Source organism: Mesorhizobium sp. M1365 (assembly GCF_040317865.1).
Classification (GTDB): domain Bacteria; phylum Pseudomonadota; class Alphaproteobacteria; order Rhizobiales; family Rhizobiaceae; genus Mesorhizobium.
Map to the genome: position 1 here is coordinate 12,445 of NZ_JAMYLG010000003.1, position 25,043 is coordinate 37,487.

General features: G+C 63.8%; 25 protein-coding genes and 1 pseudogene. 13 read left to right on the forward strand and 13 right to left on the reverse strand.

Annotated features, from left to right (window positions below; all coding sequences use genetic code 11):
* Positions 1-91: 91 nt before the first annotated feature.
* Positions 92-1,312 (reverse strand): mandelate racemase/muconate lactonizing enzyme family protein, encoded by a 1,221-nt coding sequence (locus NKH04_RS04290; protein WP_352539242.1) that lies wholly within the window; start codon positions 1,310-1,312, stop codon positions 92-94.
* Between the two features lie 118 nt (positions 1,313-1,430).
* Between NKH04_RS04290 and NKH04_RS04295 the strand changes: the two genes are divergently transcribed.
* The 4 genes from NKH04_RS04295 to NKH04_RS04310 are packed head-to-tail and all read left to right on the forward strand — an operon-like array spanning position 1,431 to position 5,255.
* A complete protein-coding gene (locus NKH04_RS04295) occupies positions 1,431-2,225 on the forward strand; it encodes an SDR family NAD(P)-dependent oxidoreductase (protein WP_352539243.1) in 795 nt (264 codons plus the stop codon).
* A gap of 4 nt (positions 2,226-2,229) precedes the next feature.
* Positions 2,230-3,078, forward strand: coding sequence for a transketolase (locus NKH04_RS04300; protein WP_353044031.1), 849 nt, complete (start codon positions 2,230-2,232; stop codon positions 3,076-3,078).
* Positions 3,075-4,064 (forward strand): transketolase family protein, encoded by a 990-nt coding sequence (locus tag NKH04_RS04305; RefSeq protein WP_353044032.1) that lies wholly within the window; start codon positions 3,075-3,077, stop codon positions 4,062-4,064. Before NKH04_RS04300 ends, NKH04_RS04305 begins: the two co-directional genes overlap by 4 nt.
* 9 nt (positions 4,065-4,073) lie before the next feature.
* The gene (locus tag NKH04_RS04310) at positions 4,074-5,255 is read left to right on the forward strand and encodes a mandelate racemase/muconate lactonizing enzyme family protein (protein WP_353044033.1); all 1,182 of its coding nucleotides are present in this window, start codon (positions 4,074-4,076) and stop codon (positions 5,253-5,255) included.
* On the opposite strand, the gene NKH04_RS04315 is transcribed toward NKH04_RS04310, so the two are convergent.
* On the reverse strand, positions 5,256-6,287 hold the full coding sequence (locus NKH04_RS04315; RefSeq protein WP_353044034.1) for a LacI family DNA-binding transcriptional regulator: 1,032 nt from the start codon (positions 6,285-6,287) through the stop codon (positions 5,256-5,258).
* 184 nt (positions 6,288-6,471) lie between these two features.
* On the opposite strand from NKH04_RS04315, the gene NKH04_RS04320 reads away from it, so the two are divergent.
* Genes NKH04_RS04320 through NKH04_RS04335 form a run of 4 tightly spaced genes read left to right on the forward strand, consistent with a single transcriptional unit; the run spans position 6,472 to position 10,884 of the window.
* Entirely contained in the window at positions 6,472-7,482 is a 1,011-nt protein-coding gene (locus NKH04_RS04320) for an ABC transporter permease (protein ID WP_352539248.1), read from the forward strand.
* Between the two features lie 53 nt (positions 7,483-7,535).
* Positions 7,536-8,510 (forward strand): sugar ABC transporter substrate-binding protein, encoded by a 975-nt coding sequence (locus tag NKH04_RS04325; protein WP_352685398.1) that lies wholly within the window; start codon positions 7,536-7,538, stop codon positions 8,508-8,510.
* Between the two features lie 53 nt (positions 8,511-8,563).
* Positions 8,564-10,126 (forward strand): sugar ABC transporter ATP-binding protein, encoded by a 1,563-nt coding sequence (locus tag NKH04_RS04330; RefSeq protein WP_352539250.1) that lies wholly within the window; start codon positions 8,564-8,566, stop codon positions 10,124-10,126.
* A complete protein-coding gene (locus NKH04_RS04335) occupies positions 10,123-10,884 on the forward strand; it encodes an SDR family NAD(P)-dependent oxidoreductase (RefSeq protein ID WP_352539251.1) in 762 nt (253 codons plus the stop codon). The genes NKH04_RS04330 and NKH04_RS04335 overlap by 4 nt, the downstream gene beginning before the upstream one ends.
* Here NKH04_RS04335 and NKH04_RS04340 read toward each other — a convergent pair.
* The 8 genes and pseudogenes from NKH04_RS04340 to NKH04_RS04375 form a co-directional block, all read right to left on the reverse strand.
* On the reverse strand, positions 10,881-11,780 hold the full coding sequence (locus NKH04_RS04340; protein ID WP_353044035.1) for an aldose 1-epimerase: 900 nt from the start codon (positions 11,778-11,780) through the stop codon (positions 10,881-10,883). The genes NKH04_RS04335 and NKH04_RS04340 overlap by 4 nt on opposite strands.
* Positions 11,764-12,348 carry an SDR family NAD(P)-dependent oxidoreductase gene (locus NKH04_RS04345; protein WP_353044036.1) on the reverse strand — a complete coding sequence of 195 codons (585 nt, stop codon included), beginning with the start codon at positions 12,346-12,348 and terminating at the stop codon, positions 11,764-11,766. The genes NKH04_RS04340 and NKH04_RS04345 overlap by 17 nt, the downstream gene beginning before the upstream one ends.
* A gap of 8 nt (positions 12,349-12,356) precedes the next feature.
* A complete protein-coding gene (locus NKH04_RS04350; protein WP_353044037.1) occupies positions 12,357-13,124 on the reverse strand; it encodes an SDR family NAD(P)-dependent oxidoreductase in 768 nt (255 codons plus the stop codon).
* A 381-nt stretch (positions 13,125-13,505) separates the two neighbouring features.
* Positions 13,506-13,718: pseudogene (locus tag NKH04_RS04355) on the reverse strand (transposase); the annotation flags it as partial.
* A 32-nt stretch (positions 13,719-13,750) separates the two neighbouring features.
* Positions 13,751-14,473, reverse strand: coding sequence for a CE1759 family FMN reductase (locus NKH04_RS04360; RefSeq protein WP_352814170.1), 723 nt, complete (start codon positions 14,471-14,473; stop codon positions 13,751-13,753).
* 37 nt (positions 14,474-14,510) lie between these two features.
* The gene (locus NKH04_RS04365; protein ID WP_352918137.1) at positions 14,511-15,887 is read right to left on the reverse strand and encodes a CE1758 family FMN-dependent luciferase-like monooxygenase; all 1,377 of its coding nucleotides are present in this window, start codon (positions 15,885-15,887) and stop codon (positions 14,511-14,513) included.
* Positions 15,848-16,273, reverse strand: coding sequence for a DoxX family protein (locus tag NKH04_RS04370; protein ID WP_352918139.1), 426 nt, complete (start codon positions 16,271-16,273; stop codon positions 15,848-15,850). Before NKH04_RS04370 ends, NKH04_RS04365 begins: the two co-directional genes overlap by 40 nt.
* 145 nt (positions 16,274-16,418) lie before the next feature.
* Positions 16,419-16,997 carry an isochorismatase family protein gene (locus tag NKH04_RS04375; RefSeq protein WP_353044038.1) on the reverse strand — a complete coding sequence of 193 codons (579 nt, stop codon included), beginning with the start codon at positions 16,995-16,997 and terminating at the stop codon, positions 16,419-16,421.
* A gap of 168 nt (positions 16,998-17,165) precedes the next feature.
* Here NKH04_RS04375 and NKH04_RS04380 point away from each other — a divergent pair, with 168 nt between their 5' ends.
* The 3 genes from NKH04_RS04380 to NKH04_RS04390 all read left to right on the forward strand — a co-directional run bounded on the left by NKH04_RS04380 (position 17,166) and on the right by NKH04_RS04390 (position 20,524).
* Positions 17,166-18,032: a LysR family transcriptional regulator gene (locus NKH04_RS04380; RefSeq protein ID WP_352685390.1), complete on the forward strand. Its 867-nt coding sequence runs from the start codon at positions 17,166-17,168 to the stop codon at positions 18,030-18,032.
* A gap of 369 nt (positions 18,033-18,401) precedes the next feature.
* Positions 18,402-19,430 (forward strand): NADP-dependent oxidoreductase, encoded by a 1,029-nt coding sequence (locus NKH04_RS04385; protein WP_352918143.1) that lies wholly within the window; start codon positions 18,402-18,404, stop codon positions 19,428-19,430.
* A gap of 32 nt (positions 19,431-19,462) precedes the next feature.
* The gene (locus NKH04_RS04390; RefSeq protein ID WP_352469672.1) at positions 19,463-20,524 is read left to right on the forward strand and encodes an alkene reductase; all 1,062 of its coding nucleotides are present in this window, start codon (positions 19,463-19,465) and stop codon (positions 20,522-20,524) included.
* A 128-nt stretch (positions 20,525-20,652) separates the two neighbouring features.
* Here the strand turns inward: NKH04_RS04390 and NKH04_RS04395 are convergent, their stop codons facing one another.
* Complete coding sequence (locus tag NKH04_RS04395; protein WP_352918145.1) at positions 20,653-21,546, reverse strand: LysR family transcriptional regulator; 894 nt, start codon at positions 21,544-21,546, stop codon at positions 20,653-20,655.
* Positions 21,547-21,647: 101 nt separating this feature from the next.
* Here NKH04_RS04395 and NKH04_RS04400 point away from each other — a divergent pair, with 101 nt between their 5' ends.
* Both NKH04_RS04400 and NKH04_RS04405 read left to right on the forward strand, forming a co-directional pair.
* Entirely contained in the window at positions 21,648-22,517 is an 870-nt protein-coding gene (locus tag NKH04_RS04400) for an NmrA/HSCARG family protein (protein ID WP_352469670.1), read from the forward strand.
* A gap of 194 nt (positions 22,518-22,711) precedes the next feature.
* Positions 22,712-23,029: a glutathione S-transferase N-terminal domain-containing protein gene (locus NKH04_RS04405; RefSeq protein ID WP_352817933.1), complete on the forward strand. Its 318-nt coding sequence runs from the start codon at positions 22,712-22,714 to the stop codon at positions 23,027-23,029.
* 493 nt (positions 23,030-23,522) lie between these two features.
* On the opposite strand, the gene NKH04_RS04410 is transcribed toward NKH04_RS04405, so the two are convergent.
* Positions 23,523-24,296, reverse strand: a complete 774-nt coding sequence (locus NKH04_RS04410) for an SDR family NAD(P)-dependent oxidoreductase (RefSeq protein WP_352817935.1) — start codon at positions 24,294-24,296, stop codon at positions 23,523-23,525.
* A complete protein-coding gene (locus tag NKH04_RS04415) occupies positions 24,293-25,015 on the reverse strand; it encodes an SDR family oxidoreductase (protein ID WP_353044039.1) in 723 nt (240 codons plus the stop codon). The genes NKH04_RS04410 and NKH04_RS04415 overlap by 4 nt, the downstream gene beginning before the upstream one ends.
* Positions 25,016-25,043 lie beyond the last annotated feature (28 nt).

Here is a 25,043-nt window from a genome sequence, read left to right on the forward strand (position 1 = left end):
GCCGGCGGCGAGCTTGTTGGTCGCCCGCTTCGGCGCATAATAGATTATAATAGCATAATGTCTACCGACACTGAACAGAGGCGCGCGGGCGCTAGATTTTGGTGATCCGGACCGTGGCGTCGGGACGCTCGAACAGCTCCGGCCGCAAGCTGAGGCCAAGTCCCGGCCCCTCCAGCGGCACGACATGGCCGTCGCTGACCAGCGGAATGTCGGCGACGATCTCGGTGTACCAGCCGGTGAAATAGGCCCGCACCGCTTCCTGATAATTGACGTTCGTCAAGGTCGCCGACAGGGCGCAACTGGCGGCATAGACGATCGGCCCGGTACAGTCGTGCAAGGTGACCGGCAGTTCGCTGGCTTCGGCCATGTTGGCTATCTTGCGAGCCTCGGACAGACCACCGCACCAGGCGAGGTCGATCATGATCACCGAAGCGGCGCGCTTGTCGATCAGTTGCTTGAACATCTGCCGCGACGCGAGCCGCTCGCTGGCGGCGATCGGGATCGAGGTATGGCGGGCAAGCTCGGCCATGGCGTCGAGCTCGTTGTAGCGGATAGGCTCCTCCAGCCAGGCGACGTCGTAGGCTTTCAGCGCCTCGGCGATGCGCAGCACCGGCGGCAAGGTCCACAGGCCGTGCAGTTCGACCATGATTTCCATGTCGCGGCCGACGGCGTCGCGGATTTTCTGGAACGGCTGCAGCGCGCTGTCGAGGTCGGCCAGCGAAATGCGCGTACCGTTCGAGGCCTCGGCGGCAATGTCGAACGGCCATATCTTCATCGCCTTGATACCTTCGAATTTCAGGCTTTTGGCGAGGTCGCCGGCATTGTGGCGCCAGGCGAGCAGATCCTCATACGGGCCTTCGTTCGAATCGCCTGCCTTGAGCGACCAGTCCTCGCCGCGCTCGAACAGAGCGTTCTTCTTCGTGGCGCGGACATGTTTGTAGCCGGCGCAAGTGTTGTAGATCGGCACGGTCTTGTGGGTACGGCCGCCAAGCAGCCGCCAGACCGGCTCGCCGAGCGCCTGGCCATATATATCCCAGAGTGCGATGTTGACGGCGGAATTGCCACGCACCTCGGCGCCGGAATCGCGCGCGCCGACATAGACGCTGCCCAACGTACGGTCATGCAGTTCGATGTCGCGCGGGTCCTTGCCCAGAAGGTAAGCGGCGACATTGTCGTGGATGTAGGAGGCGACCGGCCCCGGCGCCCAGAAGGTCTCGCCGGTGCCGATGAGGCCGGCATCGGTGTGGACGCGCAGCCAGAACAGGAACGGGAACTCCGCCAGTTGCAGCGTTTCGAGCGCGACGACTTTCATTTTTTCCTCCCTGTACCGACCGACCGCTGGGTCGGCGGACAATAGCACATCCCCGTTGACAGCCATTTATGGTACCGGTATCAATTTCCGTCAAGATGGCCACCGGGAGGGTGCTCGCATGCCTGCCGAAATTCTCGATACCACGCCACGCAGAGCGCTGGTCACGGGCGCCGCCGGCGGCCTTGGCCGCGAGGTGGCGATACAATTGGCGGCCCGTCGATGCGCGGTCGCCATCGCCGACATCAACGCCGAAGGCGCGACCGAGACCGCTCGCCTTGTTCGGGAGAAAGGCTCCGAGGCCGAGACGATCATCGGCGACTTCACCAGGGAAGGCGCGCCGGAGGCAGCTGTCGAAAAGGTGGTCGCGCGTTGGGGCGGTATCGACATCCTCGTCAACAATGCCGGTTATGGTGTGATCGAGCCGTTCCTCGACGCCACTTACAAGTCCTGGACACGCACGCTGGCGCTCAATGTCACGGCACTTGCCATGGCCTGCAAGGCGGCTGGCCGGGTGATGCGCGAGCAGCGTTCGGGGCGCATCATCAACATCACCTCACCCGGTTCGCGCATGGCGCTGCCCGACTACACCGCCTACACGGCGAGCAAGGCCGGCGTCGATTCCATCACCCGCGCCGCGGCGGTTGCATTGGCGCCCTACGGTGTACTGGTCAACAGCCTGGCGCCGGGCATGATGGACACCGAGATGCAGCGGTCGACCGAGGTCGACCTCGCCCGCGCCAATGGCCGCGACGACCTGCAAGCCTTCCTCGACGAGCGCACCCGACGGATCCCGCTCGGCCGACGCGCCGAGATTTCCGAAGTCGCCGAGGCCGTCGTCTGGCTCTGCCTCGATTCGCCCAAATACATGACCGCTGAGCGCCTCAACATGTCGGGCGGGCTCGACAAGGACTGACCTTATGTTGCGAAATTCCCCACCCGGCAGTGCCGATATTGGCGCGCTCGAACGCAAGGCGACACGGCTGCGCCGGCACATGCTGACCATGGCGCGCGGACAGGGCCAAGGCTATATCGGCCAGGGCCTCGGCATCGCCGATGTGCTGGCCGCGCTCTACTTCCACGAACTGCGCTACGATCCGCAGAATCTGGTATGGCCCGATCGCGACCGCTTCCTGCTGTCTACCGGACACTATTCCATTGCACTGTGGGCGGCGCTGGCCGAGGCCGGCATCATCCCGGTCGAGGAACTCACCACCTACGGCGCCGACAATAGCCGGCTGGAAATGTCGACACTCGACACCACGCCCGGCGTCGAGGTCATCGGCGGTTCGCTCGGCCATGGTCTAGGACAAGGCGTCGGCCAGGCGCTGGGCTTGCGCGTCGACAAATCCGACGCGCGCGTCTTCGTCGAGTTGTCCGATGGCGAAATGCAGGAAGGCTCGACCTGGGAAGCGGCGATGTCGGCCAGCCATTTCAGGCTCGACGGGCTGGTGGCGCTGATAGACTGCAACGGCATACAGGCCGATGGGCCGGCGGTGCTCGATATGGAACCGGTCGCCGACAAATGGCGCGCCTTCGGCTGGCAGACATCGGAGATTGACGGCAACAACATGAAGGCGGTGGTCGGTGCGCTGGCCGGCGCACGCGACCGCAACGGCAAGCCGAAGGCGATCGTGCTGCGCACATTGCCGGGCAAGGGCGTGCCGCGCATCGAGACCAGCGAGAAATCGCATTTCTTCCGCATAGACATGACGCAGTGGGACGGCATCATCGCCGAGTTCGAAAAGACCGTGGGAGCAACCCAATGAGCAGCACGGCGATTGAGCCCGGACGCACGCTGCCCATGGGCCAGGACGAAGCGGTCGGCGGTGGCCAACGGAGCGTGGAGGCACCGTTCGGCAAGGCTTTGGCGCGGCTTGGCCAGAGCCGCCCCGACATCGTCGGGCTGACCGCCGACCTCGGCAAATACACCGACATATTGCCGTTCCGCGATGCCTTTCCGGAACGTTTTTTCAATGTCGGCATGGCCGAGCAGAATCTGGTCGCCGTCGCTGCCGGACTGGCGCGCACCGGCAAGGTGCCTTTCGCCACCACCTATGGTGTGTTCGCGACCCGGCGCGCCTATGATTTCGTCGCCATCGCGCTCGCCCACTCCAGCCTCGACGTCAAGATCGTTGCCGGACTGCCGGGATTGACCACCGGCTATGGCGGCACGCATCAGGCGATTGAGGACCTGGCGCTGATGCGCATGATCCCCGGCCTGACCATCATCGACCCCTGCGATGCCACCGAGATCGAGGCTGCGACCGACGCGATCGCCGAGTATCGTGGTCCAGTTTATATGCGGCTGCTGCGTGGCAACGTGCCGGTGGTATTTGAAGCTGGCTATCGCTTTGAAATAGGCAGAGCGCGACAGCTTCGCGAAGGCTCGGATGTCGGCATCATCTCGACCGGCTTGATGACCGAGCGAGCGCTGGACGCGGCGGAAGCCTTGCGCAAACAAGGCATCTCCGTCGGAGTGTTGCACGTGCCGACGATAAAACCGTTCGACGCCGAGGCGGTGGCCGAATTTTCGACCGGCTTTAACCATATCGTCACGGCGGAAAACCATGTTGTTGTCGGCGGCTTGGCGAGCCTTGTGGTCGAGACCTTGTTCGATGCCAGCATCGCGAAGAAGGTAACGCGCATCGGCCTGCCCGACCGCTATATCGAATGCGGCGCGGTGCCGACCTTGCAAGCGAAGTACGGCCTGACGACCGAGGCCGTCATCGCAACGATCGCCGCCCTGAATTAGGACTGCCGCATGAAGATCACAGAGATCGAGACCTTTGCCGTCGGCGCGGGCTGGAAGAACTGGCTGTTCGTCAAAGTGCATACCGACAAAGGCATCCACGGCGTTGGCGAAGGCACGCTGAACGGCTTCATCAAGACCACCGAAGCCGGGGTGCACGAGCTCAAGCATCTCGCCATCGGCCAAGACCCGCGCCGCATCAACGCGCTGGCCAAGCGCTTGCTGGACAGCGTTTCGCTCGATGGCGGCCATATCCACCGCACGGTGATCGCGGCGATCGAGGTCGCCTGTTGGGATATCCTGGGCAAGAGCCTCTGCGTGCCGATCCACCAGTTGCTCGGCGGCCAGGTGCGCGACAGCGTGCTCGGCTACGCCAATGGGTGGTACCGCACCGAACGCATGCCGGAAGCCTTCCTCGAGGCCGCCAAAGCGGTTTTGGCCAAGGGTTTTAAGGCATTCAAACTCGACCCTTTCGGCACCGCGCAAGGGTTTATTTCGCGCGAGGAATTGGACCTCTCCTACGCTATCTGCCGGATGCTGCGCGACAGCTTGCCCACGGACACGCTGATCCTGATCGACGTGCATGCCCGCTTCACCGAGATCGCGGCGCTTCAGGCAGCCCAGAAATTTTCCGATCTCGACATTTACTGGTGGGAGGAGCCGACCTCGCGCGACCGGCAGGAGACCGTGCATGAAGTGGCGCATCGCTCGCCGATCCCGGTTGCGACCGGCGAGATGTACGACACGGTCGGCCAGTTCTACACGCTGGCCGCCGGCGGCGGCGTCAACATCTTCCAGCCTGAGCCGATGTCGCTCGGCGGCATCGGGCCGTCGATGCAGGTGGCCAATCTGGCGCTCGCGCATGGCAGCCATATCGCGCCGCACCAGAGCGGTGGACCGGTGGCTACGGCGGTGTGCCTGCAGCTCGCGGCAGCGGTGCCGAATTTCCTTATCCAGGAGCATTTCGACGCCTTCAACGACCCGTGGACACGCGACCTGGTGACCTGGCACCCAACCGTCAATCTCCACAATGGCCACCTGTCGTTGCCGGACGCGCCGGGGCTCGGCATCGATCTCAACATCGATGCGATCAAGGATCATCCCAACGATCCCGATGCCTATCTCAATGTCCACGCCGAAGGCTGGGAAAAGCGCCTCGGACGACGTGAAGAGAGCGGCAGGAAGAAACCCTGATCAGGCGCTTTCGCGGTCGACGATCTCGAAGCCGAGGCTGGTGATGGTCGGCACCTTGGTGTCGCCGCCGAGCCTTGCCAGCAATTGCCGCACGGCGCGCCGGCCCATCTCGTAGCGGTTGACCTTTACCGTGGTCAGCGGCGGATAGAGCTGCGCGGCCAGATCCATGTCGCCATAGCCGGCAATCGCGATCCTGCCCGGCACCGCCCAGCGCCGGCGGTGGCACTCCTGCACGGCGCCGACGGCCAGCGTGTCGCTGGAGAAGAAGATGGCATCGATATCCCTGTGACGGGAGGTCAGCGTCACCAGCGCCTCGGCGCCGCCTTGCGCGGTGATCGGCACCTCGACCTCCATGTCGGCATGGTTCTTGATGCCGAGTTCGGTGAGCGCGGCATGATAGCCGGTGCGGCGCTGCTGTAGGCGATCATTGCCATGGATCGGCGTCGAGACGAAGCCGATGCGCTTGTAGCCCTTGGCGGCCAGATGCATGGTCATGGCATAGGCCGTCTCGAAGTTGGAGACGCCGACCACCATGTCGATCGGCTTGCGGCCCTTGATTTCGGAAATCTCGACGATCGGCGCACCGCTGCTCCTCAGAAGCCCGCGCGCCGCCTCGCTTTGTACGAAGCTCTGCAGGATCATGCCGACCGGGCGCCAGCCAAGCAGGTTGCGGATCGATTTCTCCTCGGCCTCCTGCGTGAATTCGCCTTGCACCAGAAGCATCGAGTAGCCGCTCTCATGGCATTCGTCCGACATGCCTTGCACCTGTTCGGCAATGCCCGAATTGATCAGCGGCGGCACCACCGTGCCGATCATGCGGCCATTGCCGCGCATGCTGGAGGCCAGCCGGTTGGGCACGAAGCCGGCCTGCTCGATAGCCTCAAGCACTTTCGCGCGCGTCTCGGGCGAGACCATGTCGGGATTGGACAGCGCCCGCGATACCGTCATCGGCGCGACACCAACGCGCTTGGCGATCTCGCGAACACCAAGGCGCTGCCGCTTCTTCTCGCCCGCCGGCAGCTCGTCGACCATCACCATGCTCCAAGAGAGCGCGATCCGTCAGCAATGTCCCGCGGACCGCGGCGTAAACGCCCATTCATAGCGGTTGGCGCGAATGCATTCCAGCGATGGAGCTGGCTAGGAGTGCGCCAGGATCGGCACAGGTGAATGGAGTCGGCCGCAAGAGCCGGCGACAGGCGCCGCCAGGGAGGTCAGGATGAACAGCGCGGCTGAGGTGAGCGCGCCGCTCCGGGACGCGCGATCGTTCCGGCGGCGACTGATAGGCTTGATTGCCGTCGGCGAAGTCGGCGTGCTGGCGGCCATGGCGTTGCTGATCGCCTTCTTCTGGCTGATCGAACCGGCTTTCCTGTCGGAGCGCAACATCCGCGCCATTCTCAACGTCGTCTCCTTTGTCGGCATCATCGCCATCGGCCAGACCATCCTGCTGGTCGCCGGCGAATTCGACCTGTCGGTCGGCTCGGTGGCCGGGTTGTCCGCCGTGATCGCCGCCAAGCTGATGACCGCGGCCGCCCTGCCGGTGACCGTCGGCGTTCTCGGCGGCGTTGCCGTCGGTGCCCTGATCGGCCTGCTGAATGGCCTGATCGTCGTCAGGGTCGGCATCCCCGCCTTCATCCAGACGCTCGGCATGCTGTTCATCGGCCAGGGCCTGATCCAGGTGGTGACGGGCGGTTATCCCGTCTATCCGCTGCCCGAGGCGATCAACACGATCGGTGGCACAGATCTCGCCTTTGGGCTGGGCTGGAGCTTTGCCTTCTTCATCGTCGCCGCCATCCTTGCCGACTTCGTGCTGCGGCGCACCGTTCTCGGGCGCAACATGTATGCCACCGGCGGCAACAAGGAAGTGGCGCATCTCGTCGGCATCAAGACCAGCGCCTACAAGATCGGCGCCTTCATCACCGTCGGCGCGCTGTCGGCGATCGCCGGCATGTTCGTCATGGCCGATCTCGGCAGCGGCGGCACTTCGATCGGCAGCGGCTGGGAACTGACGGTCATCGCCGGTGTCGTGGTCGGCGGCGTCAGCCTGTTCGGCGGCGCCGGCACGGTGGCCGGCGGCGTCGTCGGCATTCTCATGCTGAAAGTGGTGCAAAGCGGCCTCGTCGTCATCGGCGTCAACTCCAACTGGCAGCAGATCGCGGTCGGCGTGATCATGGTCATGGCTGTCGGCCTCGACATCGTGCGCCGCCGCTATTTCATCGCCGGCGCTTGAGAGGCCGTGGATATTGCACCGGCAAAATGCCGGCCAACCAAGGGAGGTAAGACATGAAAATCCATTTGAAAAAGAGGGTGATCCGAGCCGCATTGGTAGCGGCGGCCGTTGCCACCTCGCTGGGCTCGGTGAGCTTGGCCCGAGCGGCGGACATCCACCTGCTCTGGGTGCAGGCGATGAAGGATCATCCCGTGCACCGGCTGATGCAGGCCGGTTTCCTCAACAAGTGCAAAGAGCTCGGCTACACCTGCGAGGTCGTCGGCGACCCGAGCGCCACCAACTGGGACATCCCCGCAACGCTGCCGCTTGCCGAAGCCGCCCTCGCCCGCACCAAATACGATGCCATCGGCGTCTACGGTCCCGATCCGGCCATCTATTCCTACATCTCCAAGCTGGCCAAGGAGGGCTTCCCGATCGTCACCTGGCACGTGCTGCCGCCCGAAGGGACCGTAAACGGGCTGAAAGCGGCAACGGGCGAGAACATCGCCGAGGCCGGGACCAACGCCGCGATCGCCATCGGCGACAAGCTCGGCGGCAAGGGCACGGTGGCACTGACGCAAGGCGCCTCCAACGACACCGAAAACGCCATGTCGGATGCCTTCCGCAAGACCATCGCCGCGAAATATCCCGGCATCAAAGTGCTCGACACCCAAATGGAAGGCTTCGAACCCTCGGCGGCGGAAGCCAAGGCGGTGGCGATCCTGCAAGGCAATCCCGACGTGACCGCCGCCTTCGGCACTACCGGCAACAGCATCCAGACCTGGTCGGGGGCGGCCCGCAAGGCCGGGCGCGATGTCGTCATCATCGGCATGGATTATATTCGGCAGAACCTCGATCTGGTAAAATCGGGCGCCGCCTACGGCATCGTCGCGCAGCCGCTCTATGAAGAGAGCGCCAAGGTCGCCGAGCTGCTGGGCGATCTGGCCCAGGGCAAGACCGTGCCCTACAGCAATCCGCTGCCGGCCAAGGTGATCACATCAGCCGACCTCGCCCCCTACTACAAGATGCTGGACAGCGCCGGCCAGTAACAGCTCCCGCCGGGTCCGCTTGCGCGGGCCCGGTGCCTTTTGAGAGGATCGCCGTGTCCAACACCGCCCAAGCGCCTCTGTTCTCGGCCCACGCAATCGCCAAGAATTTTGGCGGCGTGCAAGCACTGCGTGGTGTCGACTTCGATGTGACATCGGGCGAAATCCATGCCCTGCTTGGGCAGAATGGCGCCGGCAAATCGACCCTGGTGAAAATCCTCAACGGTGTGCATCCGGCCGGCTCCTACACCGGCGCCATCCAACTTGACGGACGGCCGGTCAGTTTCGCCTCGCCTGCCGATGCGCGGTCGAACGGCGTCGGCTATGTGCCGCAGGAAATCGAGGTGCTCGAGCAGCTTTCGGTCGCCGAGAACGTCTTTGCCGGCCGGACCGGTCTCAGTGACGGCATGCTCGTCCACCAGCGCCAGCTCGAGCAGCGCGCCGGCGCGATCTTTGCCGAGCTTGGCATCGACATCAATCCCCGGGCCTATGTCGCGTCGCTGACCTCGGCGCAGCGCCATCTGGTGATGATTGCGCGCGCCATCGTGCTGAAGCCGCGCGTGCTGATGCTGGACGAGCCGACGGCCTCGCTGTCGGGCACGGAAGTCGACGCGCTGTTCAGCGTACTGCGGCGCCTGAAGGCGCAAGGCGTGGCGATGATCTACATCACCCATCGCCTGCCCGAAGTGCTCGCCATCTGCGACCGCGCCACCGTGCTGCGTGACGGACAAGTGGCGGTACGCATCGCAAGGGAGGATTTCGATGCCGAGACCTTCATCTTCTCGATGTCGGGCCAAAGGCTGCATCGGCTGTTTCCCGAGCATGTTGCACCTGTCGGCGCGCCGACCGCGCTGGAGGTCCGCCGTCTCACTGTCGCCGGCCACAGCGGCGCTGTTCATGGCGCGAAGGATATCAACCTCTCGGTGGCCGCCGGCGAGATCGTTGGACTGGCGGGGCTGCTCGGTTCCGGCCGCAGCGAGATCCTGCACGGCATCTATGGCCGGGTGCCGGCCGAGGGCGAAATCCGTGTCGCTGATCAGCCTGTAGCGATCAAATCGCCAAGCAATGCCCGCGCCGCCGGCATCGCCTTGTTGACCGAGGATCGCAAGCGCGACGGCCTGCTGTTCAACCTGCCGGTCGGCGCCAACATCACCATCGGCAATCTCGCGCCCCTATCGCGGCATGGCATGGTGCGCGGCGGACTGGAACGCAGCTCGATTCTCGCCGCCATGCGCGCGCTCAACGTCAAGGCATCGTCGCCGCAGACCGCGGTCACCCATCTTTCGGGCGGCAACCAGCAGAAGCTGCTGTTTGCCCGCGTGCTGATGCGGGCGCCGAAAGTGCTGCTGCTCGACGAGCCGACCAAGGGCGTCGACGCGGCAACCCGGCACGAGATCTACCGGCTTGTGGTTGAGCTCGCCGAGAAGGGCGTGGCCTTGCTCATCGTCGCTTCCGAGCTTGAAGAACTGATCGGCCTTTGCGACCGTTGCCTCGTCGTTGCCGATGGCCGCATCGTCGACGAATTCGGCCGCGGCGAAGGCGGCGAAGACCGCGTGCTGCGCTCGGTGACGGCAGCGCAAGCGGAACGCCACGCGATAGCTTCACAGGTCTCTGCATGATCTTTGCCGGCAAACGCGTTTTCGTCACGGGGGCTGCGACCGGTATCGGCCGGGCGACAGCGGAGTACCTTGCCGCCGAAGGTGCCAAGGTCTTTGGCGCAGGGCTGGATGGCGAAGAGGGAAACGCGCTCGCCGGTCGCTATACCGGAAGCCAGCTGATCTTTCACCAGAGCGACCTCACCCGCGAGGCCGAGGTGCAGGCGGCCGTGGCGGCAGCGACAGGGCGGTTTGGCGGTCTCGACGCGGTCATCAACTGCGCCGGCATCTATCCGACCGGCAAGCGGCTTGAAAAGCTTTCCGACGAGGAGTGGGACAGGACCATCGCCGTCAATTTGACGGCCATCTTTCGCGTCTGCCGCGCGACCTTGCCGCTGCTGCGCGCGGCTGGCGGCGGCTCGATCGTCAACATCGCCTCCGTGCATGCCGACGCAACGGTTCCCGGTGTGCCTGCCTATGCCGCGACAAAGGCGGCGGTCGTCGGCCTGTCGCGGCAGATGGCGCTTGACTATGCCGTCGACCGTATCCGCGTCAACGCCGTGCTGGTCGGTTCCGTCGCCACGAGGATGACGCTGGACGGGCTGGAAGCGGCCGGCGGTGCGGAAGCACTGGGCCTGTCCTTCGAGCCCAACAGGATCGCGCGCATCGCCAACCCTTCGGAGATCGCCACGGCAATAGGCTTCCTGATCTCCGATGCCGCGTCCTTCGTGACCGGCAGCGCCATGCAGGTGGATGGCGGGCTACTGGCGCGGCTGCTCTAGGTGTTAACCGCAAAGGGCATGAACAAGACTGTGCCAGCAGCGTTCTCGCCGGGGCCAAGCACGATCACGCCTTCGTTCGGATCGTCCCATCTGCCCCGGTTGAATGCGCCGGAGGCGTTGGTTTGCGGCTCGACGCAGAAATACGGTTTTGTGGGATCGGCATAAAGCATCAGATGCTTGAAGACGGGATCCGCAGCGATCCGCAACCCGACGCCGCGTGACGGAAAGCGAAGGGTCGCTTCGCCGCTCCAGCCGCCATAGTCGTTGTTGCGCCAGCCGCCCGACAAGGGCCGAGTCTCGGCATAGTCGAGTTCGGGTGGAAGCGTGATCCGATCACCGGAAATGCTCTCCGGTCCTTCGAGATAGAAGTGCCTGGCCTTGAACTGCAGCGTCACGTCCGGGTTGCGATCGAACCAGGGATGCAGGCCAAAGCCGAACGGCATGTCGACCGGCCCAGTGTTGGTCAGGGTCATGGTCACGCTAAGGCCCTCCTCGGAGACTACGAAAGCCTGCGTCGCGCGGTAGGAATAGGGCTCCGGTCCCGCGGCGATGTCCAGCGACAGCGTCGCGTCGATGGCGCCTGCCTTGGTGACAGTCCAGGCGTGTTGCCAGCCGCTGCCATGCACGTTGAATTTTTCCGGCGGATTGTTGGGCAGGACCTGCCAGCGTTTTGCTGCGAACTCGAAGGCGTTTCCGGTGATGCGGTTGGCGTAGGGCATCATCGGGAACATGGCGACGCCAAGCACATTGCCGGCCTCGCGTTCCTCGTCCGAGAGCCGGCGCATGAGGTCGATGCCGCGCCAGCGTAGCGAACTCACGGAGCCACCGATCTGCGGCACCAGGGCGACTTCGAGCGCTCCCGATCCGATGTTCACCCATTCAGAAATTGCGCCCATAGCCTGCCGTCCATCCACCGTCTACGCTCAGCATCTGGCCCGTCGTGTAGGTGTTGAGGGGATCGCAGAAGAACAGCACGGCCGCAACCGCTTCCTCGATGCTGCCTGAGCGGCCGGCCGGCGTGTGGCTGAGCATCGCTTTGTCGCCGGAAACCATGGTTTCATCTTCGACCGCGCCGACGCCGACGGCATTGACCAGCACCTTAGGGCCGAACTCCATGGCCAGCGTGCGCATGCCGGCAAGGATCGAGGCGTTCTCCATGGAAAAGCGCGGATGGCGGCGCATTGGCATGCCGGCGGTCACCGACAGCAGGAAGACGATGCGCCCGCTGCCGCGCTCGGTCATGGTCACGGCAGCCTTGCGCGCATCGGCGTAGTGAGACCGCGGATCGCGCGTCGCCGATCCTGGCCACAACGCGCAGGAGATCAGCAGGATATCGGCGGCCCGTGCATGGGAACCCTCGACCAGATGGCCGCCATTGGCCCGCAACGCGGCAAGTGCGGCCTCGGCCACCGGATTTGTGTCGCCATCGACTGCGTAAGCAGTGCCCTCGAGATCGATTTCCATGCCCGCACTCACATCATGTATCCTGCTGTCCAGCCGCCATCGACGGCCAGCACCTGGCCGTTGATATAACTGGCGATGGGGGAAGCAAGGAACAGCACCGCCTCGGCGATCTCCTCCGGCCGGGCCGGCCGGCCAAGCGGCACATGGGCGAGGAACTCCTCGGTACGTCCGGCGAACTTGCCGTCCTCGCCATAGAACAGTTTGGCGGTGAGCGCTGTCATCACTGAACCCGGCGCGATCGCATTGGTCAGGATGCCCTTTTCGCCCAGTTCAATCGCCATCGAGCGCGTCAGGTGGATGATGCCGGCCTTGGCGGCGACAAACGGGCTCTGCAGGCGCATCGCCGCCAAGCCGACCACCGAGGCGATGTTGACGATGCGGCCGCCTCTGCCGGCGGCAAGCATCGGCACAAGCGCCGCGCGGCTCATGATGTAGAGGCCGTCGAGATCGATGCCCGTGATGCGATCCCATTCCTCGACTGGGAATTCATCGATGGTGACGCGGTGCGCCAGTGTGTTGACGCCGGCATTGTTGACGAGAATGTCGAGGCGGCCGTAGCGCGCCATGGTGGCGGCGATCGCGTCGTCCACCGAGGCGGGATCGCGGATGTCGACGGCACAGGCCATCGCGCCGCTCAGGGTTGCCGCTACGCGCTCGGCGCCTTCCATGTCGATATCGGCGACAACGATTGCAGCATCATTGTCGGACAGCCGTTTGGCGATAGCGCTGCCGATCGCTCCCGCTGCACCAGTGACCAGCGCTGTCTTACCTCTCAAATCGCATCGCATGCGTCATTCCCCACCTTCGATCAGAATTATACTATTATAATGCTATAGGCTTCACAACAGAGCAGATTCGAACCGGAAGGAACGTCACAAACGCATCGCATAACATTGCCTGAGGTGCACGAGGCACGCAGCGTCGGCTTCACCAGTAGCGGGCGCCGGTCCGACCCCCCGCAGGAATAGACAGCCGCTTGACACGAGCCTTCTGAGGGTAAGGCACTCCTTGCGCCAGATTTGTAGCCAGGACGGCCTCGTCAGCCGCTGCAGCGAAGTCGGAACTGGCAGCGCGATGAGTGGGGGGAAAGGCGGTATCCCTCTCCCGCTACCATAACTACCTTTGTCCAACCCGGAGACATAGGTAACAGATTGTACCTAAGACATGGGTGACAACCTCGTGCCGAACGGGTTGTCGATGGTCTGCAAGGTCCTCTGTTCCAAGTCGATATACCCGAGATCGTAATGCATGAAGCTGACGAGCCAAATGCCGTCGTCGACCTCCTTGATTCCCAGCCTCTGACCGGCGAGCACGGTCGAGACGTTGATCTTCTTCCTGTGCATGCAGATGCGGCCGCAAGCGGTAACTAGGCCAAAGGATTGGGCAAGGAAATTCAGCTCCCTCAGCCTCTGACGATCATCCGCTCTACAGCCGTCCCTCCTGCGGCCAGCTTCATCAGATCGGTGTCGAAATTGACATCGGCAGCGCTGCGCTCCGCGCGCGCCGCATTGCCTGCGAACTGGTGTTGATAGCCTTTCCATGCCGCGTCCGCGATGGATCGGCTGGTGCCACTCAACAGGAACTGGGTGAGCTCGGTAGCAGCTCGATCGATGCGACCGCCGAGCTCCGGCGACCCCCAATCTTCCGGGGCAGCAAAGATCGACGTCGGCACGGGAAAAGTGCGCAGAAACGCGAAAAGTGGGCGCATCTGCGCGTCCGCGACCATCGCATGGCGGGCGGTGCCGGCCGTCGCGGCGAGGATCACCGGTTTGGCAATGAGCAAGTCGTTGTCGAGGATATCGATGAACGACTTGAACAGCCCGCTGACACCGGCCTTGTAGACTGGCGTGGCGGCAACGACGGCATCCGCGCCGGCAAGCGTTTCGATTACGGACTGCACCTTGGCCTCGGGAAATCCGGCCACCACGGCACGCGCAATATCGACTGCAAGCGGAGCCAGGTCGATGACGCTAAGGACGGCGGTCTTTCCCGTACCAGTGATACGTTCGATGCTCTTCTGTGCGATGCGGTCAGCCAGCATCCGCGTTGTCGAGGGATCGTTTACGCCTGCGTTCACCACGACGAGCCGTATGGGCTCGTTAACGCACTCGATCGCCTTCGTCATCACTCGAATCCTTTCCTGAATGTACCCGCCAGTCGACCTACAGCTCCGCGGGTGGAACGTCGGCTTTGCCGGACCGGGCGGCCTGCCCCGCGACCAGCGGGGCGCGCGCTGTAACGTTTTCGTCAGTATCGTGATACGGCCGGACATCCGTCAGGTTGTCTCCGCGATTGGCGTTCGGACGCGGCTGGCGCGGCGGCTGGTCTCCATACTTGACCTCCACCAAGCTCCGGTGCGTCGGGGCTATGGCGGCGCCCGGCGAGCGTCGCGCCGCCATCTCCTTGCGGAGCACGGGCACCACCTCGGTGCCCAGCAGCTCGACCTGCTCGAGAGCCATCTCGAGCGGCAATCCCATGGCGTCGAGAACCCACAGCTGCCGCTGGTAGTCGCCGAAGGCTTCCCTGAAAGTCAGCGTCCTGTCGATGACCTCCTGCGGGCTGCCAACACTGAGCGGCGTATCGCGCGAATATTCTTCCAGCTGATAGGTCTTTCCGTAAATGGGGCTGCCTTCGAAATAGGGCCGGAATCGGTCGAATGCGTCCTGCGAGCGCTTCGCGATGAAGGCATAGCCACCAAGCCCGACGACGGCCTGCTCCTTGGTGCCGTGTCCGTGATGCTCGAACCGCTCGCGGTAGAAGTTCACCAGCGGCAGGAAGTGCAAGTTGGGCGCAAGGATGTTGTTGGCGAAATAGCCGTTCCCGTAAAAAGCCGCCTGCTCGGCGATCTCCGGAGTGCGGATCGAGCCGTGCCAGACAAAGGGAGGAACATCGTCGAGCGGACGCGGGATCGACGTGAAGCCTTGCAGCGGGGTCCGGAATTTGCCTTGCCAATCGACAACGTCCTCGCGCCACAGCTTGTGGAGCAGATTGTAGTTCTCGAGCGCCAGTGCGACGCCGTCACGCATGTCCTGCCCAAACCAGGGATAGACCGGCACTGTATTCCCGCGGCCGAGCATCAGGTCCATCCGCCCCTTCGAGAGATGCTGCAGCATCGCGTAGTCTTCCGCGATCTTCACCGGGTCATTGGTCGTGATGAGCGTCACGGCGGTGCTGAGGATGATGCGCTGCGTCTGCGCGGCGATATGGGCGAGCAGAGTCGTCGGCGAGGACGAGAAAAAGGGTGGGTTGTGGTGCTCGCCGATGGCGAAGACATCGAGCCCGACCTCGTCCGCCCGCTTCGCGATCTTGACGATCGCATCGATCCGCTGCGCCTCGCTCGGCGTGACGCCTGTGATCGGGTTGCGCGTGACGTCGCTGACAGAGAAGATTCCGAATTGCATTTTGAAGCTCCAGGGGCTCGATGTCGGTAGATGTCTGCATCGACGGGTCGTGATCCGCGAGTGGCGGGCCGGCCTACCCTCTTCGTGACTCGCCATGCTCAGCGAGCCGGGATCTTGGCTTTCCGCAGCCGGGCCCAAGCAATGAACAAGGACAAGGCGAGCAGCGTCAGGTTGATGGGCAGCATCCTGGCCGTCTCGCCGAGCAGCGCATGCGTGATGATCGCCCCCACCTGTATGAGTGAAAGCCCGACAGCCGCCAGCGGCGTCAGCCAGGGCTTGATCCGCGTCGCGGCCGGCAGGATGAGACCGACAGCGCCCAGCACTTCGAGAGTGCCGATCAGCCGTGTGACGGCTTCCGGTACATGGGTGACGAAGCTCATGCTCGCGGCGAGCGCGTCGATGGGCTGTGTCAGTTTCGCGCCACCGGCTGCCAGATAGAGGAGAGCCAGGAGCGCCTGTGCGATCCACAGCGCCAGGCTCCAACGATTGATGGGGCCGCGAACGGCGCCGGTTTGAGTGTTCATTTTGATCGTCCTTTTCGAAAATAGGGAAATTGGCGGCGGGAGAGCCGACTATGCGGGGCTCGTCGGTGCTGCCGGTGGAACAGGCGGGAAAAATCGGCCCTGTCAGAGGCTTCCCCGCCGCTCCAACCGTGCTCGGCCTGGCGCTTCAGGCGGCCTTTGCGGCCCGACCCTGCAGCTTCGCAAGCTCCTCGTAATACCAGTACACCAGCGCGCGGGCCTTGTCGGCCACCGGCCCCGCCCAGTCGCGGAAGAGTTCGGTAACGACAGCCAAGGCCGTACTGGGGACCGCCCCGGCATGAGTGAGCCGCTGGATCGCCGTGCTGTGGGCAAGCTGCGACCGACCGCCGACGGCGTCGACCGGGAAAGCCACGTCATGGCCGTCCTTGAGCGCATCGATGACCGGGAAAGCAAGGCAGATCTCGGTCCAGAGGGCGCCGATGATCAGCCGTTTGCGGCCGGTCTTCTCGACCGCGGCGCGAAAGGCCGGATCTTCCCACGAGTTCATTGTCGAGCGATCGATCACCTCGATGCCGGGCAGTTCGGCGAGGATCGCCGGAACCGTGGGGCCGTTGACACCCATGTTCGCACCGACCGTCGAGAGAATAATGGGCATGTCGAAAGCCCGTGCAGCCCTGATCAGTAGCCGCACGTTGAGCTCGACCAGGTTGGCCGGCGTTTCGGATCGGATCTGGCTGAACATTTCCGGCTGGTAGTCGATCAGCACCAGCGCAGATTCTTCGTATTTCCACACGTCTTGCACGCTCATCTATTTCTCCATGGGGTTGATCCGGCGCGGCTATGCCGGATGAACTGACCCACAAAGGATGGCGTTCCTTGTCGGCTTAAGATAGCCTTCGGTTTTGCGATTGATTGTTGCTGAAAGCGGAACGCTATGGAGATTGAGGACGTCAGGACTTTCGTGGAGATCGCGGAGGGGCGAGGCATATCGCCTGCCGCGCGGCGGCTGGGCGTCGCAAAATCCGTCGTCAGCCGCCGACTGGCTCGGCTGGAGGAAACGCTCGGAAGCCAGTTGCTCTCTCGCACGACTCGCGGCGCCGCCTTGACGGAGGCCGGCGCGACGTTCCGCGACCACGCCACTCGCATCCTCGGCGAGTTCGAGGCGGCACAGGATGCGATAGCACCCGATGGCGCGGTGCGCGGGCTTCTGCGTATCGCCGCGCCCCTGTCTGGCGGGCCGAGGCTTGTCGCCCCGGTTCTTGCCGAACTCGCTCGACGCCATCCCTTGCTGCATGTTCATGCAGCCTACAGCGATCGTTTCGTGGATCTGATTTCCGAGGGCTTCGACGCGGGAATCAGGGCGGGATTTCTGCCTGACTCGAGCCTGATCGCCAGACGCATTCGGCCCATATCCGGGATGCTTGTCGCCAGCCCCGCCTATATCGCCGGGCATGGGGCACCGCAAACGCTTGGCCAACTGGCGGATCACGAGTGCCTGTTGCAGGGGACCGAAGCATGGCGGTTCGTCGAAGGAGGCAAAACGATCGCGGTCCATCCTCACGGTCGTTTCAAGGCGGATAACGGCGAAGCGCTCCTTTCGGCGGCGCTGGCCGGACTCGGCGTGGCGGCCCTGCCGGATTTCCTGATCGAGCCCCACATCGCCTCCGGTGCGCTCATCCCCCTGCTTGCCGACCACACGGTGGTCGCGGCAGGGCTTTATGTGGTGCGTCCTCCCGGCGACTTCCCGCCACGCAAAGTCAGAGCGCTGATCGACATCATGCTCGAATATCACGCCGGCTGAGGACGGGCGCCCGACGGCCAATGGAGATCGGCGGCTGTGCACTCTGCGGACCCGGCCGAAGGCTATGGTTAGTATTCGATCGAGACACTGGCAGAACTCGCCTTCAAGCGGCTCAAGAGCGGCATGGGCACCCATAAGCTTCCTGCACGCGATGAGCGGCTCGTCCGAAGCTGGCTCATGGCCCATCTGATCCTGGCGCTGATGATCGACGAGCCCGATCACGCGCCGCTACAAGGTCGCCGTCGGCCGACCGCTTTTCCGCCTGGCCGAAAAGCACCGTACGGATAAGGCCACAAATACGAAATTGGAGACGCCGGAAGGCCATTAGGTGTCTCTCCAGCGAGACAGACTGTCTTATTTCGATGACTTATGGCGCGGATTTCGAACGCATACCTTCTGCCAAGAAGGAGAACCTACATGATCCAATCCGCTGATCTCAAGCGCGGGGCCTCCACATCCGAACCGCTTGCCCCCGGCCGAGCCTTACGTCTTCAAGCCTATGGCGGCCCCGAATCGCTGACAGTCGATAGCGTATCCGCGCCCGAGCCGGGTCCGGGCGAGGTCTTGGTGTCGGTCAAGGCCGCCGCGGTAAACGGTATCGACTGGAAAATCCGTGAAGGCTACCTCCGCGAGCGCTTCAAGCTGACCCTGCCCGCGACACTTGGCATCGAAATGGCCGGCGTCGTGCTTCGGACCGGCCCCGGCGTCACAGGCGTGAAGCCCGGGGATCGGGTTATGGCCGCCATCGGTGGCGTCGGAGCCTACGCCGACCATCTGGTCATCAACGCCGAGAAGCTCGTCCTGACGCCGGCATCACTGTCCGACGTGGAGGCGGCGGCCATTCCGGTCGCGGCGATGACAGCCTGGCATGTCATTCAGGCGGCGGATTTCGACCTCTCCGGACGGCGGGTGCTGATCCATGGCGCAGCCGGCGGCGTGGGCGGCTTTGCCGTCCAGTTCGCCAAGGCGGCCAGAGCGACGGTCTTTGCCACGGCCTCGACCAATAGCCTGCCACATGTCCGGGCGCTCGGCGCGGACGAGGTGATCGACTATCGGCAGCAGAACTTCGAGCTGCTTGCGCGCGACATCGATTTCGTCGTCGACCTCGTCGGTGGTGAGGTCGTGAACCGCTCCTGGGCAGTCCTGTCGCCCGATGGCCTTCTCGTAAGCATCGCCGCCACGGACCTCGCATCACGTACGCCGCCAGGCCGCCGCGGCGTCTTTTTATCGAACAAACCTGATACCGCGCGCCTGACCGCGATCGCCCAGCAGGTCGCCGTCGGCGCCCTGCGATCGACGATCGCCGACGTGGTGGGCTTCGATGATTTGGCTTCCGCAATCGAGCGCAATCGCACCGGCCACGCACCCGGCAAGATCGTCGCTGATTTCACCCGCTGATCACCAAGTTTTCAACTTTCAAGGAGTTTATCATGACGACTATCTGGAGTCCGGTCCGCGTGGGCCAAATGGACCTGCCCCACCGCCTGGCCTTGGCCCCGATGACTCGCAGCCGTGCCGAGTTCAACGGCGTACCGGGCGAGCACGCCGCTGAATACTACGCCCAGCGCGCCTCCCTTGGCCTGCTGATAACCGAGGGTGTGCAACCCTCGGCCGATGGCCAGGGCTATTTCGCGACGCCGGGGATCCACGCACCCGAACATGTCGCCGGCTGGCGCAAGGTCACCGATGCGGTTCACGCAAAAGGCGCGAAGATCTTCCTGCAGCTCATGCATGTCGGCCGCATGTCGCACCCGGACAACACGCCGCATCACCGTCAGCCCGTCGCCCCATCGGCCGTCGCGCCCGGTGAGCAGATGTTCACTGCGAGCGGCATGCAGCCGATCCCCGAGCCGCGCGCGCTGACGACCGAGGAAGTCGCCGCCACGGTGCAGGACTTTCGGCGGGCCGCGCGGCTGGCTATCGATGCCGGCGCCGACGGCGTCGAGATTCACGGCGCCAACGGCTATATCGTCCATCAGTTCTTTGCGCCGAACGCCAATCACCGGACCGACGCCTATGGCGGGCCGATCGCTAACCGCATTCGGTTCGCCGTCGAAGTGGCGCAGGCTGTCGCCGATGAGATCGGCGCCGATCGCACCGCTATCCGCCTTTCGCCAGGCCTGCCTTTGGGCGGGCTTGATGAAGGTCCGGAGAGTCCTGCGCTCTATCGCGAACTGGTCGCCGCGCTGGCACCACTGAAGCTGGCCTATCTCCATCTGATGTATGGCGGGGGCGACGAGTTCCTCGCCGACATCCGCCGTGCGTGGCCCACGACCCTGATGGTGCTGCGGCTTGGCCGCACACGCGAAGCCCTGGACCAGGACATCGTCTCGGGCCAGGCAGACATGACCTCGATCGGCCGTTGGGCTTTGGCCAATCCCGACTTCGTCGAGCGTCTGCGGTTGGGCGCGCCCGTCAACGAGCCCGATCCATCCACCTTCTATGGCGGTGGCGCGGCCGGCTACACGGACTATCCGCGGCTTGCGGGCTGATGCGTCGGCTGCTGTAGTTCATCGGACTGCAGCAGCCACCTTCTGGCGGTCGTCGCTTGCGTTATTGGATCAAGCTGGCCCGCGACGTGGGTGATGGCGTTGGCCGACAGAAGGTAACCGTGGCGGCTTCAAATCCGAATGAACGCTGCCAATTCGTCGGGAGTTCCTTTTGGGAACGCTCCTCTCAGATGGTCGAGAAAGGCGGAAACGCGGGCATTCAACAGGCGCCGCGACGGGTAGAGCGTCCACAGGGCCGTATCCGGACCATCCACGTCCCCCCAATGCACCAATGTGCCGGCGGCCAGATCATGACTCACGAGCGATACCGGCAACCGTGCCGCACCCACGCCCATGACGACCGCATCGCGAACCATGATGAGCGACGACAGGCTGAGCACCGGGGTGAACGCGATCGTCGTCGGCCCCGTGTCCGGTTTGATATTCCACAACGAGAGTCCTCTGTCCGAGCTCCGCACGACAGCGGGAGCGGCGTCTCCGTCTCGCGGTCTCGCCACTTGCGGGCTCGCCACGATCACAAGCCGATCACGCATGAAGACCCGTCCCACCAGGCTTTCATCGGAACGCGGATTGACGCGAATGGCCAGGTCATACCCTTCTTCGACCATGTCGACTGCACGGTCTTCGGTCGTGACTTCAAGGATAACGTCGGGATATTTGAGCGAGAAGCCTGCCGCCAGCTTACCCATCGCAAGTTGAGAGAAGAGCAACGGTGCACTGATCCGCAAATTTCCACGCGGTTCCCGGTCTCCCGACGCAATCGCTGCGGCCGTCTCCTCCACTTCCGTCAGCAAGCGACTGGTTCGCTCATGCAGGTCCTTTCCCTCCTGCGTGAGCTTCAGGGTACGCGCCCCGCGCTCGAACAAGCGTAGGCCCAAGCTATTCTCCAGTTCTGCGGCGCGCCGCGAGAGCGTCGCCTTGGGGCGCCCTGTGGCGCGCGCGGCTCGCCCGAATCCACCATGACGTGCAACCAGATTGAAGTCGGCTAGGGCGAGCAGGTCCATGTGTTCCACCAGTGAGACAGGGTGTCTACAAATGGCAGCTTCCGGTGCGTTTGTGGACTCCTAAATAGCGCTAACGATCTGATAAAAGCAGGAGTGACCACATGACTATCCTCGTCACCGGTGCAACCGGAACCGTCGGCCGCAATGTCGTCGATCAGCTCATCAAGCGCGGCGCTAATGTGCGCGCGCTCGTCCGCGATCCCTCGAAGGCCAATTTACCAGCCGCCGTTGCCCTCGCCGAAGGCGATCTGCTTGACGTCGATGCGCTGCGCACGGCCTTCTCGGGCGTGTCCACCCTGTTCTTGCTCAACGCCGTGGTGCCCGACGAGTTTACCCAGGCGCTGATCGCCCTCAATCTGGCCCATGAGGCCGGGATCAAGCGGATCGTCTATCTGTCCGTGCTTCACAGCGACATCTACGTGAACGTGCCGCATTTCGCCGGTAAGTTCAGTGTCGAACGCATGCTGGAGCAGCTGGGCTTCAACGCCACCATCCTGCGGCCTGCATACTTCATCAACAACGACTATTCGGTGAAGGACGTGGTGCTCGGTCACGGTGTCTATCCGATGCCGATCGGTGACAAAGGCATCGCGATGGTCGACGCGCGCGATCTCGGTGAGATCGCAGCCATCGAGCTGGTTCGCCGTGAGCAGGCAAGCGAGCCGCTTCCTCTCAAGCGGATCAATGTCGTTGGTCCCGACACGCTGACCGGTGCCGATGTCGCCGCCATCTGGTCGAATGTTCTTGGGCGGACGATCCACTATGGCGGCGACGATACCGCTGGGTTCGAGCAAAACCTCCGAAATTACGCACCGAGCTGGATGGCGCTCGACATGCGTCTCATGGCCGAGCGCTTCCTTGTGGTTGGCATGGTCCCTGAGGCAGGGGATGTTGATCGATTGACCGGCATGCTGGGTCGCCCGCTGCGCTCCTATCGCGACTTCGCAGCGGAAATCGCTGTTTTGGCTTGATCTTTCCGCATGTCTGAATATCGGCCTGCCGGTGCGCTTGCAACGCCGGCGGCCGAACGGGGTCATGCGGCGGCATATTCGAGCGCGCATAGCCGCCCCACGGCCAACCCGCAGTGCATCCGGCAAAAGGCATTTGCCATGACCAATACCGTGTTCAAGCCCTCGTCTACCTGCTCCATGGCTGCCCGTTCTGCATGAAGGTTCGCGTGTTCCTGCTTGAGGCGAGACTGCTCGACCAGGTCGACATCCGGCTGGTCGAACAGGGCAGCAAAGAGAAGTGCCAGATCACAGAGAAGCTCGCCGCGCACCTGCCCAAGGTCGGCTTTCCAACTGTCGAGCTAACGCCGGGACAGTATATGACGGAATCCGACGAGATCATCGCCTGGTTTGCCAAGGGCGCCGCCATCGACATCGCGACGCTGCCGACCTTCCAGGATTATGTCGGCGGTATTTTCAAGGACCACATCAGCCTGTACCGCGAGAACATGCGGCTCAAGCAGCAGGCGGTCTGAGAGCCGGTTCGAAACTGGGTGTTTGACACCGGACCTTGATGGTGCAGTCTCTTCGCCAGTGGGAGAAGCGCTTTGGGTCGGGTTCACCACGGGAGCGTACTTGTTCACCTATGTGGGCGTCCGGAAGGCAGTCCGCGGCAATATTGTCGGATATGCTTTCTGTTCAGATGCCTCGATTACCGCGGAAGGCAAAGCGAAACGCGCGTTGTGCATGTATTCGCACGGCAATCCGCGCGACCATATCGACCATTCCTGCCATCGCCGCGCGTTCTGAGTGTTTATGAACGCGGGTGTAAAGCAAGTCCTGGCCTGTTCGACCGTTGGCGCCATCGTGGCTGCCTGAATTGCAGCCAAAAGCGCGGCGGGGCAAATCAACGCGGTCTTCCCTATCTGAATGTCGGTAGAGGCAGCAGCGTGAGACAAGTGGCGCCGCTTATCAGAGCGCCGGTATCCTGGCCATTCGCCTGTGACAAGCCTCACTGGTCAGGTCGCATCACACTGCCCTGTTTTGCGTTGGTGCACGGCCGCCGCCGTCGGCGACGAGCACAGCACCGGTGACGAAGGAGGCGGCATCGGAAGCCAGGAACAGACAGCAGTTGGCGATCTCAGACGGTTCGGCGACACGCCTGAGCGCAATACGGCCGGTGAGCGCGGTGAACTCCTCGTCGGGCGTCGAGCCGTTGGCCGCTGCCGCCACTTCCATTTCGTAGACGCTCATCGGCGTGCGCACCCAGCCAGGCGCCAACGCGTTGGCGCGGATGCCGTCGGGGCCATGTGCAAAGGCGAGCGAGCGGGTGTAGGAGACGAGTGCTGCCTTGCTGGCCGAATAGGCGGCATTTTGGCCGCTGGCGTTGAAGGCGCCGACGGAGGCGATGTTGACGATCGCGCCGCCGCGCTTTTTCATGAGCGGCAGTGCGGCGCGGCAGACCATCATGGCGCCCGTCACATTGACCGCAAAGCTGCGCGCCCAGGTCTCATCGCTCAGGCTCTCCGGCTCGTCGAGGATCATCACTCCGGCGGCGTTTACGACGATATCAAGACACCCGCCGCAGGCGTCGATAGCACGTGCGACATCGCCTGCGCTGGTGATGTCGCCGAGCACGGCGGCACCGTCGCTCGCCTTGACGGCGCCGTCCAGTCCCTCACCGCCGAGGCCGAAGGCGATGACTTCGGCGCCGTGCCGGCCGAACAATTCGGCAGTGGCGCGGCCCATTCCGGTGGCAGCACCGGTGATCAGCGCCTTGCGGCCTTCGAGGCATCGGCTCATGTCAGCCCCCAATGGCGCTCGACGGCGAAGCCGGTTTCCGGCAACGTTGAGCCGCCGTCGACGACGATCGTCTGGCCGGTGGTGTATTTGGCCTGCTCCGAGGCGAGATAGAGCATGGCATAGGCAATGTCGTCCGCCTCGCCGAGATGGCCAACGGGTATGTGTTGGCCGAGGCGCCCGGCGACTTCCGGCGCGCTCATCGTGCCCCTACCCGGCTTGGCTATGAAGCCCGGCTCGACACCGTTGACGGTAATGCCGTCGCGCGCGAATTCGAAGGCGGCACCCCGAATGAAGGCGTTGACGCCGGCCTTGGCGGCCGAGTAATGCGCGCCGCCGGCCATCGCCAAGCGCGCCGACACTGAAGAGGTGACAAGGATGCGGCCGAAGCCGTTCTTGCGCATCACCGGAATTGCTGCCTGCGCCAGCCAGAAGCAAGGCTTGAGGTTAAGCGCCAGCGCTTCATCGAGCTTGTCCTCGTCAAGATCCTCAATCGAGGCCCAGGGACAGCCGCCGGCATTGTGGACGACGATGTCGAGCCGGCTCGCCTGACGTACGATGTCGCCGACCAGTGCGTGCAGCCTGGCGCGGTCGAGCCCAGCAAGCGGAACCGCACGCACATCAAGCTTGCGGGCGGACAATTCGGAGGCCAGCGCTTTTGCCATATCGAACGTTCGATTGGCGATGACGACACTAGCACCGGCCACGGCGAAGCGGGTCACGATCGCAGCACCCTGCCGCGTCCGCCGC